Origin of the sequence: Paranoxybacillus vitaminiphilus, from assembly GCF_003259935.1 — a bacterium.
Taxonomy (GTDB): domain Bacteria; phylum Bacillota; class Bacilli; order Bacillales; family Anoxybacillaceae; genus Paranoxybacillus; species Paranoxybacillus vitaminiphilus.
The window spans coordinates 297,294-316,267 of the sequence record NZ_QLMH01000002.1; the positions used below are offsets into that span (position 1 = coordinate 297,294).

At 41.0% G+C, this 18,974-nt stretch carries 23 protein-coding genes and 1 pseudogene; 3 read left to right on the forward strand and 21 right to left on the reverse strand.

Going from position 1 to position 18,974, the window contains the following annotated elements; genetic code table 11:
• Window positions 1–7: 7 nt before the first annotated feature.
• The 15 genes from accC to B0I26_RS04065 form a co-directional block, all read right to left on the reverse strand.
• Window positions 8–1,360 (reverse strand): acetyl-CoA carboxylase biotin carboxylase subunit, encoded by a 1,353-nt coding sequence (accC, locus tag B0I26_RS03995; RefSeq protein ID WP_111644174.1) that lies wholly within the window; start codon window positions 1,358–1,360, stop codon window positions 8–10.
• A gap of 15 nt (window positions 1,361–1,375) precedes the next feature.
• Window positions 1,376–1,894, reverse strand: coding sequence for an acetyl-CoA carboxylase biotin carboxyl carrier protein (accB, locus tag B0I26_RS04000; protein ID WP_181502691.1), 519 nt, complete (start codon window positions 1,892–1,894; stop codon window positions 1,376–1,378).
• A gap of 362 nt (window positions 1,895–2,256) precedes the next feature.
• The gene (locus B0I26_RS04005) at window positions 2,257–2,823 is read right to left on the reverse strand and encodes a SpoIIIAH-like family protein (RefSeq protein ID WP_111644175.1); all 567 of its coding nucleotides are present in this window, start codon (window positions 2,821–2,823) and stop codon (window positions 2,257–2,259) included.
• Window positions 2,824–2,838: 15 nt separating this feature from the next.
• Window positions 2,839–3,477 carry a stage III sporulation protein AG gene (spoIIIAG, locus tag B0I26_RS04010; RefSeq protein WP_111644176.1) on the reverse strand — a complete coding sequence of 213 codons (639 nt, stop codon included), beginning with the start codon at window positions 3,475–3,477 and terminating at the stop codon, window positions 2,839–2,841.
• Between the two features lies 1 nt (window position 3,478).
• On the reverse strand, window positions 3,479–4,099 hold the full coding sequence (gene spoIIIAF / locus B0I26_RS04015; RefSeq protein ID WP_111644177.1) for a stage III sporulation protein AF: 621 nt from the start codon (window positions 4,097–4,099) through the stop codon (window positions 3,479–3,481).
• 13 nt (window positions 4,100–4,112) lie between these two features.
• Window positions 4,113–5,285: a stage III sporulation protein AE gene (gene spoIIIAE, locus B0I26_RS04020; RefSeq protein ID WP_245934706.1), complete on the reverse strand. Its 1,173-nt coding sequence runs from the start codon at window positions 5,283–5,285 to the stop codon at window positions 4,113–4,115.
• Window positions 5,286–5,307: 22 nt separating this feature from the next.
• Entirely contained in the window at window positions 5,308–5,703 is a 396-nt protein-coding gene (gene spoIIIAD / locus B0I26_RS04025; protein WP_181502715.1) for a stage III sporulation protein AD, read from the reverse strand.
• Window positions 5,704–5,712: 9 nt separating this feature from the next.
• A complete protein-coding gene (spoIIIAC, locus tag B0I26_RS04030) occupies window positions 5,713–5,919 on the reverse strand; it encodes a stage III sporulation protein AC (protein ID WP_111644180.1) in 207 nt (68 codons plus the stop codon).
• Window positions 5,920–5,939: 20 nt separating this feature from the next.
• A complete protein-coding gene (spoIIIAB, locus tag B0I26_RS04035) occupies window positions 5,940–6,452 on the reverse strand; it encodes a stage III sporulation protein SpoIIIAB (RefSeq protein WP_111644181.1) in 513 nt (170 codons plus the stop codon).
• A complete protein-coding gene (spoIIIAA, locus tag B0I26_RS04040; RefSeq protein WP_111644182.1) occupies window positions 6,449–7,375 on the reverse strand; it encodes a stage III sporulation protein AA in 927 nt (308 codons plus the stop codon). Before spoIIIAA ends, spoIIIAB begins: the two co-directional genes overlap by 4 nt.
• A gap of 62 nt (window positions 7,376–7,437) precedes the next feature.
• Complete coding sequence (locus B0I26_RS04045) at window positions 7,438–7,719, reverse strand: YqhV family protein (protein ID WP_111644183.1); 282 nt, start codon at window positions 7,717–7,719, stop codon at window positions 7,438–7,440.
• A gap of 183 nt (window positions 7,720–7,902) precedes the next feature.
• Window positions 7,903–8,460 carry an elongation factor P gene (gene efp, locus B0I26_RS04050; RefSeq protein ID WP_111644184.1) on the reverse strand — a complete coding sequence of 186 codons (558 nt, stop codon included), beginning with the start codon at window positions 8,458–8,460 and terminating at the stop codon, window positions 7,903–7,905.
• A gap of 32 nt (window positions 8,461–8,492) precedes the next feature.
• On the reverse strand, window positions 8,493–9,554 hold the full coding sequence (gene pepQ / locus B0I26_RS04055; protein WP_111644185.1) for a Xaa-Pro dipeptidase: 1,062 nt from the start codon (window positions 9,552–9,554) through the stop codon (window positions 8,493–8,495).
• Window positions 9,542–10,000, reverse strand: coding sequence for a type II 3-dehydroquinate dehydratase (aroQ, locus tag B0I26_RS04060; RefSeq protein WP_111644186.1), 459 nt, complete (start codon window positions 9,998–10,000; stop codon window positions 9,542–9,544). The genes pepQ and aroQ overlap by 13 nt, the downstream gene beginning before the upstream one ends.
• 69 nt (window positions 10,001–10,069) lie before the next feature.
• Window positions 10,070–10,591, reverse strand: a complete 522-nt coding sequence (locus B0I26_RS04065) for a YqhR family membrane protein (RefSeq protein ID WP_111644187.1) — start codon at window positions 10,589–10,591, stop codon at window positions 10,070–10,072.
• Window positions 10,592–10,795: 204 nt separating this feature from the next.
• Here B0I26_RS04065 and B0I26_RS04070 point away from each other — a divergent pair, with 204 nt between their 5' ends.
• Both B0I26_RS04070 and B0I26_RS04075 read left to right on the forward strand, forming a co-directional pair.
• Window positions 10,796–11,746, forward strand: coding sequence for a DUF1385 domain-containing protein (locus B0I26_RS04070; RefSeq protein WP_111644188.1), 951 nt, complete (start codon window positions 10,796–10,798; stop codon window positions 11,744–11,746).
• A 43-nt stretch (window positions 11,747–11,789) separates the two neighbouring features.
• A complete protein-coding gene (locus B0I26_RS04075; protein ID WP_111644189.1) occupies window positions 11,790–12,170 on the forward strand; it encodes an SA1362 family protein in 381 nt (126 codons plus the stop codon).
• Between the two features lie 228 nt (window positions 12,171–12,398).
• Here the strand turns inward: B0I26_RS04075 and B0I26_RS04080 are convergent, their stop codons facing one another.
• The 3 genes from B0I26_RS04080 to splB form a co-directional block, all read right to left on the reverse strand.
• Entirely contained in the window at window positions 12,399–13,283 is an 885-nt protein-coding gene (locus tag B0I26_RS04080) for a patatin-like phospholipase family protein (RefSeq protein WP_111644190.1), read from the reverse strand.
• Between the two features lie 98 nt (window positions 13,284–13,381).
• Window positions 13,382–13,810 (reverse strand): transcriptional regulator MntR, encoded by a 429-nt coding sequence (gene mntR, locus B0I26_RS04085; RefSeq protein WP_111644191.1) that lies wholly within the window; start codon window positions 13,808–13,810, stop codon window positions 13,382–13,384.
• Window positions 13,811–13,906: 96 nt separating this feature from the next.
• Entirely contained in the window at window positions 13,907–14,932 is a 1,026-nt protein-coding gene (gene splB / locus B0I26_RS04090; RefSeq protein WP_111644192.1) for a spore photoproduct lyase, read from the reverse strand.
• Window positions 14,933–15,049: 117 nt separating this feature from the next.
• Between splB and B0I26_RS04095 the strand changes: the two genes are divergently transcribed.
• Entirely contained in the window at window positions 15,050–15,508 is a 459-nt protein-coding gene (locus tag B0I26_RS04095) for a hypothetical protein (RefSeq protein ID WP_111644193.1), read from the forward strand.
• Window positions 15,509–15,914: 406 nt separating this feature from the next.
• Here the strand turns inward: B0I26_RS04095 and B0I26_RS04105 are convergent, their stop codons facing one another.
• The 3 genes and pseudogenes from B0I26_RS04105 to B0I26_RS04115 form a co-directional block, all read right to left on the reverse strand.
• Window positions 15,915–16,328, reverse strand: coding sequence for a Fic/DOC family N-terminal domain-containing protein (locus B0I26_RS04105; protein WP_245934707.1), 414 nt, complete (start codon window positions 16,326–16,328; stop codon window positions 15,915–15,917).
• A gap of 468 nt (window positions 16,329–16,796) precedes the next feature.
• Window positions 16,797–17,930: pseudogene (locus tag B0I26_RS04110) on the reverse strand (vitamin B12-dependent ribonucleotide reductase); the annotation flags it as partial.
• A gap of 61 nt (window positions 17,931–17,991) precedes the next feature.
• The gene (locus tag B0I26_RS04115) at window positions 17,992–18,927 is read right to left on the reverse strand and encodes a PDDEXK family nuclease (RefSeq protein WP_111644196.1); all 936 of its coding nucleotides are present in this window, start codon (window positions 18,925–18,927) and stop codon (window positions 17,992–17,994) included.
• Window positions 18,928–18,974: the final 47 nt, after the last annotated feature.

An 18,974-nucleotide genomic window follows, 5' to 3' on the forward strand; every position in this document is an offset into this window, starting at 1 on the left:
ATTTTCGTTATAATTTCATCACGTCATACATTTCAAGAAATTTTGTGTTGAAGTTCCCTTCCACAAATTTTTCATGTTCAAATAATTTTATGTGGAATGGAATCGTTGTATGAATTCCTTCAATGACAAATTCACTTAACGCCCGCTTCATCCGTGCAATCGCTTCTTCTCTTGTTGAGGCATGTACAATTAATTTCGCAATCATTGAGTCATAATAAGGCGGAATCATATATCCCGGATAAGCGGCAGAATCAACGCGGACGCCTAAACCGCCCGGCGGCAGGTACATGTTAATTTTCCCCGGTGAAGGCATGAAATTCTTCTCCGGATTTTCAGCATTAATGCGGCATTCAATCGCCCAGCCGTTAAATGTCACTTCTTCTTGGGTTAACGATAATTTTTCCCCTGAGGCAACACGGATTTGTTCTTTAATTAAGTCAACACCGGTAATCATTTCAGTAACAGGATGCTCCACTTGAATACGAGTATTCATTTCCATAAAATAAAATTTCTTTGCCTTGTAGTCAAAAATAAATTCGACCGTACCTGCACCTGTGTAATCCACTGCTTTTGCTGCTTTTACTGCTGCCTCTCCCATCAGCTTGCGCGTTTCTTCGTCAAGCGCTGGTGAAGGAGCTTCTTCTACAAGTTTTTGCAGACGGCGTTGAATCGTACAGTCGCGCTCGCCAAGATGAATCACATTGCCATAAGAATCAGCAAGCACTTGAATTTCAACGTGACGGAAATCCTCAATATACTTTTCAATATATACCCCTGGATTGCCGAATGCGGTTGCTGCTTCCTGCTGCGTAATATTGATTCCTTTAATCAGCTCTTGTTCATCTCTGGCGACGCGAATCCCTTTACCGCCGCCGCCGGCAGTTGCTTTTATAATAACAGGGTACCCGATTTCATTTGCAAGTGCAATGGCCTCGTCAATATTTTCAATAACCCCTTTTGAACCTGGAACAATCGGTACGCCCGCTTCGCGCATTGTTTCGCGCGCGATATCTTTAATCCCCATTTTTGTAATGGCTTCCGGACTTGGACCTACGAAAATAATATTGCATTCACGGCAAAGTTCTGCGAAAGCTGCATTCTCCGCTAAAAACCCATATCCCGGGTGAACGGCATCGCATCCCGTTAACTTCGCCACGCTAATAATATTCGTAAAATTCAAATAGCTGTCTTTAGAAGCCGTCGGCCCAATGCAATACGCCTCATCCGCAAGCTGAACATGCAACGAATCACGGTCCGCTTCCGAAAACACCGCAACCGTTTCAATTCCAAGCTCTTTGCAGGCACGAATCACCCGAACGGCAATTTCACCGCGATTGGCAATTAATAATTTTTTAATCATCGCTTTTCTGCTCCTTTATTCAGGTTTTACAAGGAATAAAGGTTGTCCATATTCAACTAGCTGCCCGTTTTTTACAAGCACTTCAACGATTTCTCCGCTTACTTCGGCTTCAATTTCATTAAACAGTTTCATTGCTTCAACGATGCAGACAACCGTATCTGGTTTTACTTTATCACCAACTTTCACATATGGCGGGGCATCTGGAGATGGTGCTGCGTAGAACGTACCGACCATCGGAGATGTGATCTTATGTAAGTTCTCAGTATTTACGGCTTCTTGCCTTGTTTTTTCTTCCTGCTTCACTTCGACCGTTTGTGCAGCAGGTTGAGCCGTTGTTGGTTGTACAGCTGGTTCTTGTTTTTGTGCCGGTGCAGCTGGCTCAACAACCGTTTGCTTCACAACCGCTTCAACAGGTGCAGCTAAGCCAGGCTTTTTCATATGAACTTTTGTACCTTCATTTTCATACACAAATTCTTCAATACTTGACTGATCGATAAGTCTGATAAGTTCGCGAATTTCTTGGATTTTCAACATAAACTTACACCCCTTGTTTCTCGACATTTGTTGAAATAACAAAAAAAGTGGAACATATTATCATGATACGATGACCTTTCCTTATATTTCAATATTTGTGTTAAGAATATTCTTAAAAGCTTTTTTAACACCTGATCATATAAACAATTATTATTATATAGCATTAATTTATTTTTTCTACTAAAAAATAATATGAGGCTGTCTAATAATGACTCCCTTTGAACAATCTTTGTAATGAAGTCTTGTTTTTAGACAGCCCCGCTATTCATTTATCCCGCTATCTCCCACCTCTACATGCGGGAATCTTACAGACTCTAGACAGCTATCATCAGTAGAGAATGAAGAAGCCTCTACTGCTTACTTTATTTTTGCGGCTGGAACTCGACCGCTACATCTTGTGCTTCGCCAATTTCTTTTTCAACAAGTTGAATGATTTCATTGGCCGCTTGTTTCGAATGTTCTTTCGCCTTTACAGTCACCCGTACTTCTTCGTTATCTACACGGACGAGCACTTCTTCATAGCCTTTTGATTTAATTAATGTTTCGAGCACAGCTTCTTTTTCGGAAATGTCAGCCAGTTTTTGAATTTTATCAAACGCTTCGCTTTTTTGTTCAGCAGTCGCTTCTGTCGAAGCAACAATCGCATTTAATTCTTCACGCAATTTGTTACGCTCATCTTCAATTTGCATGCGCAATGCAGTGAAGATCTCATCGCTGGCAATGCCGGATGTTACTTTGCCGTCTTCTGTCTCCTCAACAGTTACTTTTGCCTCACTATTTGTCTCCGTTGTTTTTTCTTTTGTTTCTTCTGTTTGATTCACAAAGGCGATATTTTCATTTGTTCCTTCCGGTGTTGTCACATAATAAACGGATAATACAACGACTAAACTGAGCATTGTCAATAACCAGACTGTTTGTTTTTTTAACATCTTTTCTCGTTCCTCCTATCCTTTTTTTGGCATGACGGCAACACGGTGGCTCGGGACATGAAGCACTCGCGTCACAGCTTCCACAATCCATTTTTTTACTTGGATGTTATCTGCCCCTTTTGCGACAACTAACACCCCGCGAATTTCCGGTTTCTTTGTTGTCAAAACAATCGGCGTTTCTTCTTCTCCCTGACGGATAATGACTACCTCTTCATTCATCGAGTTGTCTTCTACGTTTCGTTTGCCTCCTTCACGGTCTGTTTCATCCGTTGTTTTCTGCTGTGTCGTCCGATTTTTTTCGAGAACTTTCATTTCTGTTGCATCAACATTGACAACAACCGTTACATCTTCTACGCCAACGATTGCTTCAAGGGCGCTCTTCAATTGTTCTTCGTAACGTTCTTCATATTCTGCAATGCTTTTTGCTTTTGTATTGCTCTTCTGTCCGAAAACAGGTTGTGCATTCGGTTCGTTATTTTGAGACACAGCTACTGTTTCTGTATTTGTTTGTTTGCTTTCTCCAAATAGATTGCCGGCAAGCATGAAGGCGACACCGAGAAGAAGAATAACAATAACATAAGAAAAAGGTATCGCTTTTTTCTTGGCAGCCCCTTCATTTGATCGTGCCAATAAATGTTTGAAATGTTTAAACATCTTATCTTCCCCCTTCGACCCGGACAGCGATTTTTTCCTCATCTATTTCCCATTGCTTCGCCAAAAATGAAGAAGTATCCATTGCCAGTTTTCCATGCTCATCTGTGCGGTTCATTGGTTCGGAGGTGTCAATCTCAATCGGCTGAACGCTTGGAACGATGTCGCTTTGTTCCTGTTTATCCGGTACAACAATCACTTCAATCAATTGAATATCGTCAGGAAAGCGAAGATTTTCCTCCCTGCTTATTTCAAATTCAATCTCCTTAATTGTTAAACCATATTGATTCATCAACTCCTCAGCAACGTCTTTTTTCATCTGGACAGCCATTTGTTCTAAAATATATGCACGTTGTGAGGCTTGTATTTCTGTTTTCTTTTGTTCAATGACATTTTCTATTCCATTTTTTTCAGCATCGCCTCCAGCATGAATCAAGGCAATGAGCTGATCGACATCAACCTTGAAGATTTTTAAAATAGGAGACAACATAATGAGAAGTAAAATGAGGCCAATGACCATTTTTACATATTTTTGCAGATTCGTAGATGGAAGCAATAAATCAATCACAATGGCTAATAAAATAAAAATGATAATGTTCGTGACCCATTCAACAATGAATGACATAACCATACCCCCGCTAACGAACCATCATCGTTAAATTTCCAGCGGCAATAATTACCGTTAAACTGAGGAAAAACATGAATGAAACAATCGCCAGTGAGGCAAAAATATAAATGACACTTTTGCTAATAATGCTTAAACTGGAAATGACAGGCCCGCCGCCAAGCGGCTGCAAAATGGCAGCCGATAGTTTATAAATGAAGGCAATCACTAAGATTTTCATGGCCGGAAAGGCGGCAAGAATGAGCAAAACAGCCACCCCGACAATTCCAATCGTATTTTTTAATAACAATGACGCCGCAATCACCGTATCCGTCGCATCCGTAAACATCCTGCCAACGACTGGAACAAAATTTCCTGTCACAAATTTCGCTGTTCGAATGGCGATTCCATCAGCAACCGCTGAGGACGCTCCTTTTACTGAAATGACGCCGATAAAAACCGTCAACACCACACCAAGCGAACCAATACTTATATTCGTTAACAATTGTGCCAATTGTGTCACTTTGTAATGCTCCGTCATTGTGCTTACAATGCTTAAAAGTGCCGCAAGAAACAAAAGCGGAAGTGTGAAATGTTCGACAACCATTCCTGTTGTATTCATTAAAAAGACGATAATCGGATGAAAAAATGCCGCAGATATAAGTCCGCCTGAAGAAGCCATTAGCGCCAACATCAAAGGAAGCAGCGCGATGATAAAGCCGCTCATCACTTGAATGGTTTCGATCGCATAGTGCATCGCAATCCAAAAGCTGTTTAAAGCAATAATGATTAACACCATATAAACAACCGCATAAGCAACCTTGCTCACCGCATGCTGCTCAAACGCATTTTGCAATGACTGCAAAAATTGGCTAAAAACAGTAAGCAATACAAGTATGCCAAGAAGCTTGCTATTGGCGAGCAGTTCATAAAAAATAAATTTCATAAAGGCTTTTGACCATTCCCGAAGCGATAATTCTTTTTCACCGCTAATAAATTCGATAAATGAACCTTTTTGACTTTCCGGTAAAAAGCCGCCATATTCAGAAACAATTTCGTCCCAATATTGCTTAATGTCATCGACACCAAGCTTTTCAATCTGCTCCTGCATGATTTCTTTTGGCGGGGGAGAAGCTTGTACAACAAGCGGCAGCGACAAGAATAAAAAAAGAAGCACACTAAGTGCAGAAACGATTTTTCTTTTCAATGAATCATCTCCTTGCATATGACTATGATGATGGAATTAAACCAATCACCGTCTCAATAATCGCCGTTAAAATCGGAATCGCCATTGCTAAAATTAAAATTTTCCCTCCAAGCTCAATTTTCGAAGCAATCGCCCCTTGGCCGGCATCTTTGGAAATTTGTGCACCAAATTCAGCAATGTAAGCAATTCCGATAATTTTAAGTATCGTCTCTAAATAAATCATGTTGACATTCGCATCAACAGCGATCTTTTGCAGCATGTGAATAATCGCGCCGATTTGATCGACTAAAAACAGAAAAATGACACATCCAACAAATACAGTTAATAAAAAGGCAATGTTTGATTTATGTTCGTTTAAAATAATGCTTAAAAACGTAGCGATTAAACCTAAGCCGACAATCTGCCAAATTTCAATGATGGTTCCCTCCTAACTTTGAAATAAAAATACGGTTTTGATTTTTTGAAACAAGTCACTGACGATGGATGCAACCATAAACAAAATGTAAATAAAGCCGAGGAGAGTGACCCATTGGGCGTACTCCTTTTTTCCCATTTGATCGAGCACCGTGTGTAAAAAGGCAACAATAATTCCTACTCCCGCAATTTTAAAGATGATATCGACGTCAATCCCCATACTTGCTGGCCCCCTATTTGTTACATCAATAAAATAATCAGCAGCAATCCCGCTAAAAATCCTAAGCTTTTCACCATTTTTTCATAGCGCGCTTTCTTTTCAAGCGCATCATGCTCTTCCCGTTCCAAATGAACAAGCGCCAGCCGAATTTGCTTTTGCTGCGCTGTCCGATCATACTGTCCGAGCGTTTCACCAAATTGCTTCATTACTTCCAGTTCACCGTTTTTTAATGACGTATATTTCCACACTTCTTCCAGACTTTCATCCCATGCTTGTTTGACGCTCGTTTCCCGATCCAGCAGTTTTTTAGAAAAGAGTTCAAATAGCCATGAAAGCGGCCGGGAAAGCTGTTTTGCCAAATGAAGTGACGCTTCCGATAACGGAGTATGTCCGTACATAATTTCCGCTTCTAATGACTGCAATGCTGCCTTCAGCTGCCTTAATTGCCGCGGCCGTTCGCTTAAAAACCGCGCTGCTTCGAAACCTGTCCATGTTGTCGCCAACAAAATAAACAATGCTCCAATCAGCTTCATATCATCACTCTCGTTTTTTCATAAAGCGTACGTCCTTGCGCATCCGTAATTCGCGCAATCGTTCCCGGACCATTTTCATTTGTCAACTCAATGAATCGTTTAAACACAGCTTGTTCCATAATCGGCCGCAATGTCGGGCGGCAAAGCAAATCTTCCCGCTTTCGGCCATGAACGGTCATAAATAAACCAACGCCAGCGTTCACCGCTTCTAGTATTGCTTCACTATCTTCCGCTCTGCCAATTTCATCGACAATTAAAACATCCGGGCTCATCGAACGAATCATCATCATCATTCCTTCCGCTTTTGGACAGGCATCAAGCACATCCACTCGCGGACCTAAATCAAATTGCGGAATTCCTTTCACACACCCGGCAATTTCCGAACGTTCATCAACAATGCCAATTTTTTGCGGAAAAATCTTTTTGCTTTTCATTCCAGTACTTATCAGGCGGGCGATATCACGCAGCAGCGTTGTTTTTCCGGTTTGCGGTGAACCGATAATGACCGTATTCAGCCAACGCTGATGAAAAAGATAGGAAACCAGCGGCTCAGCAACACCGATTTTTTGTCTGGCAATACGGATATTGAAAGATGTCACATGACGAATCGCTTTCACCCTTCCACCTTCCGTAATCACTTTTCCCGCTAGTCCAACACGATGGCCTCCCTGTATCGTAATAAATCCCCGCTTCAATTCTTCTTCAATGGAGTAAATCGAGTATTGGCTCAATTTATTGAGAAGCTGCACACCGTCTTCTGCCGTAACATCATAATTTGGAAAATAGGATTTTCCCTGCACAATCATTTCCAACGGCCGCGCAACTCGGATGCGGATTTCTTCAAGCTGTTCACTCATGGAAGGAGGCAGCTGTTGAACAACATGTAAAATTGATTTAGGCAAAATGGCGAATATTGCTTGCACTTTCTCCTCCTCCTTGAAAATGGATTAGTTTATGTTTATGGGACATAAAGACGCTTTATGACTTACTTATAAATAGCAAATAAGATAAAACCGACACCGATAACGATGAAAAATAGCTTTGAAAATGACAGCTCGTCTGTGAGCGATAAAAGACCGATTGTCATTGTCGTAATAAAAATAAGCGGACCGACGATCGCGAGAAAAGCGTTGACGGCAACCGCTTTTTTCACATCGTTGAATAAAAGCATGAGAAGGGCAGCGGACAGTTCAATCGCAGCGGATAGAAGACGCAATCCCGCCATCGAAAGCACAGCCGGTTCTATCATCGACAGCCAACGTTTCATTGTGTCCTCCTGTATTCACCATATGGAATTGCTAGTACAACCTATGCGGAAAAAAGAGGTTTCAGAAGGGAAATTTTTTAGAGGAATAAAAAAAGGGCTGACTAAAAAGTTGTCAGATCCCTTCACTGCAATTTGTGTATTGTAGGTGGGATGAGACACTTATGAGTCAGCCCTTTAGACAAATTAAGCACGGGATACGTATGTGCCGTCAGCTGTGTTGATAATCAATGTGTCACCTTCGTTAACGAAGAATGGTACTTGAACGACTAATCCAGTTTCTAATGTAGCCGGTTTCGAACCGCCTGAAGCTGTATCCCCTTTAATACCAGGCTCTGTTTCAATTACTTTAAGTTCAACTGTATTTGGCAGCTCGACACCGATTGTTTCACCTTGATACATCATGATATATACTTCCATGTTTTCTTTTAAGAATTTTAATTCATATTCAATTTGCGCTGAGGAAAGTTCAATTTGCTCATATGTTTCTGTATCCATAAATACGTGCTGATCGCCGTTTGCATATAAATATTGCATTTTACGGTTGTCAATTTGCGCTTTGTTTACTTTCTCACCGGCGCGGAAGGTTTTTTCTTGAATGGCGCCTGTGCGAAGGTTGCGAAGTTTTGAGCGTACAAACGCTGCACCCTTACCAGGTTTTACGTGCTGGAATTCGATGACGCGCCAGATGTCGCCGTCTACTTCAATCGTTAAGCCTGTACGAAAATCGTTTACTGAAATCATCGACTTATGTTCCTCCTACTGCAAATGATTATTTATAAAATAATTAAATCCTTTGGTGAATGAGTCAGAGATTGATTACCATCTTCGGTGACAACTGTGTCGTCTTCAATGCGCACTCCACCAAGTCCCGCTATGTAAATTCCCGGTTCTACCGTCACAACCATTCCCGGCTCTAACACAGTATCTGAGCGGAAGGATAAGGCCGGCCCTTCATGTACTTCCATTCCTAAACCATGACCAGTTGAGTGCCCAAAATATTCACCATAGCCTTGTTCTGTAATGTAGTCGCGTGTGAGCGCATCGGCTTCGCGTCCTGTCATCCCAGGCTTTATCCCAGCCATGCCGCGCAGCTGTGCCTCCAAAACAATTTCATAAATTTTCTTCAGCTCACCGCTCACTTCACCCACTGCGACTGTTCGTGTAATATCAGAACAGTATCCTTTGTAATATGCTCCAAAGTCAAGGGTAACGAACTCGCCTTTTTCAATGACTTTGTCAGTTGCCACACCGTGCGGTAATGCCGAACGATAGCCTGATGCAACAATAATATCAAATGAAGACGATGCAGCGCCGTTCTTTCTCATAAAAAATTCAAGCTCATTCGCTACATCCATTTCTTTTACTCCCGGACGGATAAAGTCGAGGATATGCTTAAATGCTGCATCAGCAATCTCCGCTGCTTCCTTTAATATCTTAATCTCTGAATCGGACTTAATCAAGCGTAACTTTTCAACAACGCCGGAAACAGGAACTAACTCAGCATCTACCGCTTTTTCATATGCTTTAAAAGTCGCATATGAAAGGTGATCTTGTTCAAAGCCGAGCCTTTTAATGCCAAGCGCTGCCACTTGCTTTGCCACTTCGTCAACGATTAAACCTGTATGCTGAATAATTTCATATCCTTGAACTTGTTTTGCCGCTTGTTCCACATAGCGGAAATCGGTGATAAAAACCGCCTTCGTTTGTCCGACTAACACGACGCCGGCTGTGCCGGTAAAGCCTGTCATATAGCGGCGGTTATAGCTGTTTGTAATTAACATCCCATCAATTCCAAGCTCCGTAAAACGGGAACGGAGTTTTTCTAGTTTTTCCACAGCCCTTCTCCCTTCCTAACTTTTTCTAATAATGCCAACAAAGCCAATTTGTACCCTGTAACGCCAAGTCCAACGATTTGTCCAATCGCCACCGGTGCGATGACTGATTGATGTCTGAACGGCTCTCGTGCATGAATATTAGAAATATGCACTTCAACGACTGGAACATTTACACTCGCAACAGCATCACGAATCGCATAACTATAATGAGTAAAGGCTCCGGCATTTAGTACAATACCGTCAAATTTTCCCTCTGCCTCATGAATTTGTTCGATAATGTCCCCTTCATAGTTGCTTTGATAACAAGTAAGCTCGATTTCATATTGTGCTGCAAAACGAATGAGTTCTTCCTCTAAATCGTGTAAGGTTTTGCTTCCATAAATTTGCGGCTCTCGCTTTCCAAGGCGATCTAAATTTGGACCATTAATAAGCAGGAGATGCACCATCTTCATAACCCCTTTAAAATAGAAAGAATGTTCAAACAAGAACATTCTATCATAAAATGCATGCGCTCACTACTCGTTTGTCGCCGCCAATTGCTTTTGCCGTTCATGCTCCGATGATTCAAAAGAAATGGAGTAACCGATAAACACCCCGTATAAAATATAAAGACAAACAGTTGTAATGATTGTATCGCGGTTTAATTCTGCGATGGGCTGCAAATTTGGAAAAAGCGGGTTCAGCACAAAAAAGATAATCCCCCACAAGGCCAGACCGTATACCAGGCCCGTCCATATACCTTCCATTTTTCTAAAAAAGGCATAATAAACGAAAGCGGCTAATATGGATAATATGCCAATAAGAAAAATCGCTAGAAAGTTGCCCAATCGTCCATATTTCCAATCACCGGCAGCCCATGAAAGTAAAATCATGTTCGGACTAAGTTCGGTAAAGTGAAATGTATAAGCAAAATATCCCAATAAACTCCAAAATACTCCGCCAAAAAATCCTGTAACAACGACTTTCATTATTAAAGACATCGGCTTCTCTTTTTGATTTTGTTCAAGCTGCCGATTTTTGCTTTGTTCATCGTCCATGTTTCGCAACACCTCCGTTTATAGTATGTCCATCATCAACCAACTAATGAATAAATGAACAGGAAAAAAACGAAAAGGTGCGTCTACATCCGTTATTTTTTGGCAAGGATAATAATAACATCAGCCTAGAGGTTTCTTTCTGTTTCTTGTAGAATATAAAATAACAAAAAATAACGTAAAGAATTAGATAGGTTGGTGTAAAGCATGAAAAAATCAATGAAGCCTGTATATGGTGGTCAAGCGGTCGTAGAAGGCGTTATGTTTGCAGGAAAAAAACACTATGTCACGGCAATCCGCCGAAAAGATAAGACAATTGAATATTTTCGCCTGCCGAGAAAAGATCATCCAACATTCACTTTTTTAAAGAAAATCCCTTTTATCCGCGGCGTCATCGCTATTCTCGAAGCAAGCGCAAATGGTTCAAAACATTTGCAATTTTCAACCGAACGTTACGATATCGATCCAAAAGATGATACAGCGATGGCGGAAAAACAAAAAAACGAATCAAAACTGGCGATGATTCTCGGTGTTGCGGTCGTTGGCATGTTATCTTTTTTATTTGGAAAATTTCTGTTTACGCTTATTCCCGTCTTTTTAGCTGAATTCACCCGTCCGGTGTTCTCATCCGATTTGGCGCAAATCATCGTTGAAAGCTTTTTTAAACTCATCTTGTTATTGGCTTATATTTATGTTATTTCGTTAACACCGTTAGTAAAACGCGTTTTCCAATATCATGGTGCCGAGCATAAAGTCATTAATGCCTTTGAAAATAATGAACCGTTAACGGTGGAAAGCGTGCAAAAACAATCGCGGCTTCATTACCGCTGCGGCAGCAGTTTTATTTTGTTCACTGTTATTGTCGGCGTTTTCGTATATATGGCCGTACCAACGGAACCGCTCTGGTTAAGAGTTGTTAACCGCCTTGCGTTAATCCCTGTCGTTCTTGGCATTTCCTTTGAAGTATTGCAATTAACAAACAAGCTTCGCGACATACCCGTTTTACGCTGGTTCGGTTATCCAGGTCTATGGCTGCAGCTGTTAACAACGAAAGAACCGACAAACGACCAAGTGGAAGTAGCGATCGCCTCTTTTAAAGAGCTGTTACGTCTTGAAGAAGAAAGTGAAAGTGAAACAGAAACAAAAGAGATCGTTTAGCAAAGCGGCTGTCATTAATAGATACTTTAGGGAGGTGGATTCATTGCGTCGTCGGCCCATTCATCCGCTCATTTGGCTCATTCTTGTTTTCGGGGGCATTGGCTTTGCTCATAAATTGTTCAATCAGCCGGCTGATATCATTCGCCAGCTGCTAATAGTTGTTTTCATCATCGCAGCTGTTTACGTCATTTACCAATTGCTGATAAGACGGCGCATCGGTAAAGAACATTCCTCTTATATGAAAGCCGTGCATCAATCAAAGAAACTTCATCATGTCCGCGACAAAAACATGCTGTCGAAAACCGTCCGGGCGAAATCGACAAAAAAAGGCACCCGCCCAAGTTTACAAAGAAAACGAACGACTACTCATTTAACAGTCATCGAAGGAAAAAAAGGAAAAAAGAAGAACCGGGCATTCTTTTAGCCCGGTTCTTCTTTTTCGTTTTTCGGCGTTAGGCACTCGCCTCCGCTTTTCTTTTTTGTCTAGCTCGGCTCGCAACGTGTCAACTGCTTGAATAGCATCTTCGCTGACATGCGCCGAGTAATCGCAGGCGCAGCTTCCGGAAAATAACCTTCCTCCGTCGAAATGACAAGCATTTCTCGTCGGAAGAACATTTTCCTTCGGCGTTAGGCGCTCGCCTCCGCTTTTCTTTCAATACGTCCATGTTTTTAAAAATTGCTCTGTCCGCTTTTTTCCATATTCAATTAAGCGGTCCCGTTCTTCATCGGTAATCGTGAATTCTGTTGCGACAACATGTTTCACCGGAAGAAACACAATGTTTTTTTCATGACGTCTGGAAACATAACGGGCATCATGCGCCTCACGCATTGTGGCAAATAATGCCTCATACAGTTCAATTGCATTTGTAATTTTCTTTTTTGGCTTTTTTTCCAGCCTTGCACTTAGTTGAATGCCAAGAACGGGGCGCTTTTTGACTTCTTTTTCTTCATCGAATAAAAAAAGCGGAAAATTGCTAAGTATCCCCCCGTCAACAATGATATGTTTGCCTTCGTTCGAATATAGTTTTACCGGTTCAAAAAAATATGGAATACTCACACTCATTCTAACGGCTTTCGCAACGGAAAATGCGTCAGGGTTAAGCCCGTATTCGCGTAAATCATCAGGGAGTACAAGTATTCTTCCATTTGTTAAATCAGAAGCAATAATATATAAACTTTCTTTCGGCAAGTCAGCAAACGTCTTTACTCCTTTTTCCGCAAGCACATTCTCAAGCCATTGTTCGAATAATTCTCCCTTATACAATCCCATCCGCCAATATAGTAAAATCCACTTTGTAATCGGATATGGAAGCCATATTTTTCGTTCATCAAGCAAGTCTTTCAAGTTCAGTTCGTTGACAACTTTGATTAATTGCTCGCTTGTAAAGCCGGCAGCAATAAGTGTAGCAATTAATGAACCGGCACTTGTTCCTGCCACTCTCTTAAATCGAAGTCCCTTCGCTTCTATCGCCTGATAAGCACCGATTAACGCAAACCCTTTTATCCCGCCGCCCGAGAACACGCCATCAATTTCCATGCTTGCTTCCCCCTTTGTTGTTCTTCTACATGTTTAATGGGGAAACAGCGGAATTAGTACATAACAAATAAAAAAGGAACAAGCTTTTCCTTGTTCCTTTATGCTTCTTCTTGTTCATTTTGCTTTTGGATATTTCGAAGCGCTTCTACCCGGGCTGGATCCTCTTCAAAATACTGCACTAAATCCCCGATTCGGTCAATCGCATTCCAGCTTAAATGATGTTCGATTCCTTCCACATCATTATAAATATTTTCTTCATCGACACCGATGATGCGCAAAAATTGCTCGAGCAGCTCATGGCGATAAACGAGCCGCTTGCCAATTTTCTTCCCTTTGGCAGTTAAGACGAGACCGCGGTATTTTTCATATACTAAATATTCATCTTTATCTAACTTTTGCACCATCTTTGTTACTGAGGAGGGATGCACGGACAACGCCTCGGCAATATCCGATACTCTGGCGTAGCCTTTTTCTTCAATTAATATATAAATTTGCTCAATATAGTCCTCCATGCTTGGTGTCGGCATAACGTCCCCCTCCTGTCAAAAAATACACTACATAAAAAATAAAGAATCAGTACTATAATATACCATTCCTATCAAAAATGACAAGAAGAACAGGGATTAGGTAAAATATTGTATTTCCGCCTCAGGGAAAAATTGTGAAATATAGTTTCGCATTGTGGTCTCGAGCTTTTCCGCCTCTTCATCCTGGTACACATATTTTCCGATTCCATATCTTCCCCATTTATATTTTCGCTTACTTTCATCCAGATCAAGTTTCGTTTTCGGGTAACGCTTTTGAATAACCGCTTTTGCCGGTTTCGTAAAACGGTGTTGAATCAGCTCAAACGTTAAATGGGATCGATCAATGGCTTGAAGCTGTTCGGAAAGACGCTGAAATAATTCAAAATATCCTTCTTCCCAGTTATCGTGCATATAAATAGGCGCAACGATAAAGCCGAGCGGATAGCCAGCATTGGCGACTTTTCGCGCTGCTTGTAAGCGCGCTTCAAATGAAGAAGTTCCCGGCTCAAAATGTTTAATGACATAACGGGAGTTGACGCTAAAGCGAAATCGCGTTTTTCCATTGTGTTTTGCATCAAGCAAATGATCGACGTGTTCGTATTTCGTCACAAAACGGAGCCGGCCGTATTCGGAAGCGCCGATAAATTCAATCGTTTTCTTCAATGAATGCGTCAAATGGTCAATCCCGACAATATCGGATGTACAAGCTGCTTCAAAACGCGTAATTTCCGGGGCGCGCTCGTTCATATATTTTTCCGCCTGGGCAAAAATATCGTCTAAGTTGACGTACACGCGAATGTACGGTTTGCTGCCGAGCGTCGTTTGCAAATAGCAGTAATGGCAATGTCCCATACACCCTGTGGCAAGAGGAATCGCATATTCAGCAGACGGCTTTGACGTATCAAATTTTAGCGTCCGCCTCACGCCAACTACAAGCGTAGATTTTGCATTCCGATACTTTTGCAGTTCATTCTCCCCGGGAATGCCGCGCACTTGGTTATGCGATGTCGTTTCGCGAATTTCAATGTTCATTTTTTCGAACTTTTCTTTTAATTCTTGGCCGAGCGGATAGTTCAGCGCCTCGGGCTCAAAATAAACAAGCTGTGGAATAAACGGTTTCATCATTTCACCTCAGTTTCGTTCATACTTATGCTTAGTATGAACGAAAACAATCGTTTCCACTTATCTTTCTCTCGCCCATGTCTTATGTTAAAATATTGAAAGAGAGGAGGTGAGACATTGAGTCAAGAGTTAAAAGAGATGTTGCGCTCCGTTTTAAAAGAGGAGCTGCAACCGATTCATGAACGGCTTGAACGGCTTGAAGAAGGTCAACTCCGGTTGGAGCAAAATCAACAACGTTTGGAAGAAAGACAACAGCGATTGGAAGAAAGGCAACAACGTTTGGAAGAAAGGCAACAACGTTTGGAAGAAAACCAGCTTCGGTTGGAAAAAAGACAACAACATTTGGAAGAAAATCAACTTCGACTGGAAGAAAAACTGGACCATTTTATCATTGAAACGAGAAGCCACTTCAAAAAAGTAGAAGATGAATTAGAACAGCATCGTCATATGTTTGAACTCGCTTCAAACAAATGGAAAAGCATAGAGATCGATATTGATTATTTGAGCGCAAAGACAGGAAAACATGATACAGAAATTAACAAACTGAAGAAAAAGCTTGAGTTCGTTCAATTATGAAATGCGGGCGTTACAGTAACGGAATCCTCTAACTGTCCACAACAAAAACTCCCCTTTATCGTCCATTTGCTTCATCCATCACGATATCCGTTACATAAGCGCCTTTTACATTCTCTTTCTGTATTTACAATCGAGTAGAGACACACTATCCTCCATCTTCTCACATCAACGTGTTGTTCAGTATACAGGTTTGTCCTGTCGGCACTATACGTTTTGGTGAATGTAGAAGCTTTTTCTTCGAGTTTAATGTTATCAAAATACACTGTTCCGGTTTGGTGGTTATATCCTCCATAAATCTTCGCTTGATTACAATCTTTCGCTGCTCGGAACGCCTTTTTTTCACAAACTACCATTATTCGACACGTGCCTCGTACCCTAATCTGGCAAAAACAAAACCGTTGAGAATTCAAGTTTCCCAACGATTGGAGCCCCTTACATTATTCGATAACAATATTTTATGCATTAATTTAAAAAGACGCGTAGAAATAGGATAACTTTTTAAAGCATCCATCCCATCCATTAATGCTTTATAGTAATTTAGTGCCTCTTGAGTATCCTTATTTGCTTTTTTGTTTTGAGCCTCTGCCTCCATTACTTCGTCTAACGTAACCTGGGTGCCCTCAATTTTTGTAGATTGAACCGCTTCCTTAAGCATTACTGGTCTTAGCAAGAACTGAGGATGTAGTTTAGAGTTTTTTAACATTGTTTGGTATTCCACAATACTCTTATTTGCTTCAATTAACTCACGAATAAATTGAATCTGATTTACTATTTCTTCCTTCAATGGTGACATTAAAGGAACGAAAGGTTTTAATCTCATGTCTCATTACCTCTTACGTTCATTTTTATTATATATTGTTCGTTATCAATATAATATATACTATTTACAATCATTTATTTCTTTTTTTGAATTTAATTATACACTTTCATCACTTATTTGTTAAGAAAAAAGACTTCTGCTGGAAACAGAAGCCTTTCTAATTAGTGTATAGGGCTTATAGTCGTATTTGTCAGCTTGAAGGAGGTTTCCTGCTTCATCTAGCTGAAGCTCTCGACTTCGTTCGTCGCGTTAAAGGTAAGTGTCTTTCCGTGTGGTTTTTTTAAGTTCCCTACTGTATCGTAGTCGTATTGAACCGTATTTCCTTGATACGTCCATGACTCGAGGCGATCGACAACATGCTAGTCCGTTGTCATCATACGACATTCGACACCGGCACCCTAATCAATTTTCATAACATAAAAGCAAAAAGGAATGGAGGATATCTTCTCCATTCCTTTCTTTCGTTTATTATAGCCCACACTTTAACTGCGCGCCGCAGCTTGCGCATGTGTTGCAGCCGCCGATTTCTTCAACCGTACCCTCGCGGCAAACCGGACAAATGTTGCCGACTTCAGATCCGATCGTTACATCGGTTGAGCGCAAGTCTTGAATCGTATCAACTAGCACAACGGCACGTTTTGTTTTTTGTTCTTTTTCTTCCGGAATTAATTCAAGCTGTTCTTCCAACGTATTTTCTTCCGCCTTCAACGTTAATACCTGCGCATCGCGGCTGCCGTCAACATAAACGGTACCGCCTTTCGCGCCGCCTCTCCACAAGCGCTCGTACACTTTTTGTACCTGCTCCACCGTATAGCCTCTCGGTGCGTTGACCGTTTTTGAAAGGCTTGAATCAACCCAGCGCTGAATGATGCATTGCACATCGGCATGCGCTTCCGGCGATAAATCCATCGCTGTGACAAACCAATGCGGCAAGTTGTTCGGATCCGCTTCCGGGTGTTTGTCCAAATATTCTTGAACGATATCCGCTTTGACTTCAATAAACTTGCCGAGACGGCCGCTGCGGTAGTAAGAAAAGGAAAAATATGGTTCAAGCCCTGTGGAAACTCCGACCATAGTACCAGTGGATCCAGTCGGAGCCACAGTCAGCAAGTGTGAGTTGCGAATGCCGTATTTTAAAATGTCCTGGCGGATATCTTCCGGCATTCTTTTCATATAGCCTGTATGAATGAAGGCTTGTCTTAATTTTTGCGTTTCTTCTTCCGTTTCGCCGACGAGGAACGGGAAGCTGCCTTTTTCTTTTGCCAGCTCAATCGACGCGCGGTACGCTGTCGTTGCGATCGTCTTAAACACTTCATCGACAAGCTTGTTTCCTTCTTCGGAGCCGTATTCTTTTTCGCAATAAATCAGCAAGTCCGCCAAGCCCATCACACCTAAGCCGATGCGGCGTTCACCGAGCGCTTGCTTTTTGTTTTCCTCAAGGAAATAAGGGGTTGCGTCAATCACATTATCTTGCATTCTCACGCCGATTTCCACGGTGCGTTTCAGCTTTTCGTAGTCGACAGTTTTCTTTTCTTTGTCGACCATATTCGCTAAGTTCACCGCTGCCAAGTTGCAGACAGAATACGGCGCGAGAGGTTGTTCCAGTTATGTTACCCTATCGGCTTTTTATCCGATAGTTCTATACCTTCCTATTCGGTATAGCTCAGCATACATCTTCATTGCACACGCTTTTCATAAATTTAATTAACTCTTTTCTTCCCCGATCTTCTCCAAATACTGATTTTGAAATGACTCTAAGATCTTTAACCTGAAATTCTTTTTCAATATCTCTAATTAACGGTTGAATAGTAGTTTTAATTTTGTTTAAAGGTGTTTTAACAACTATATCTGAGTTTTCTCTTGACCATTTAATAATATATTCCCGTATATTATTGTGTATTTCATTTCTTGTTTTAACATACATGTTTATTGCACGCTTGATTGCTCGTTGTCCTGCACAGGTTTGACTACAAAACTTTTGTGTTGAAGTAATGATAACTTGAAATGTTTTTCCACATTCTTCACAAATCCTAGTTTCTCTTGGCTTTTTTATTTTTCCTTTTTGAGCTAAACCAGACTTTCTTAATCCTTCTAACATTCTTTGTTTGGCTACACTGTTAGATAACCATAAACTTCTAGTGTGCTCTCCTATCTTCTTTTTAGTTTCTTCATTATGTTTTAAATTATAATGACCATTAAGTTCACCATAGGCAGCTTTATTAATAGTGGTATCCTCTGATTTTATCCATTCCTCAATAGTTGATGTTAAAGAAAAAGGTAATTTTCTATACAAGTCGAGCAATTCTTCATAAGAGATTAGTTCACACTTTATGTGATACCGTTTTTCAATAACATTCAATGCTGCACTTGCATTCTTTTTTGCATCTTTGTTTCTTGATTTAATTTCCACTATTTTAACAAGTTTTCCATTTTGACTGTATAAGAAGAAGTCGGGCTTATAAAATTTATATCCAATATCAAATACACAATCTTCATAACTCCAAGGAATCGAGTGATAATCAAGATATTTGGCATACGCATATTCATATGAGCTCCTTAAATAATGCCCTTTATAAAAGCCTGCATAGCCCCTGTTCATCAACGTCACCTCAATTCCCTTTAGAACATAGCGTGTGCAATGCTGCG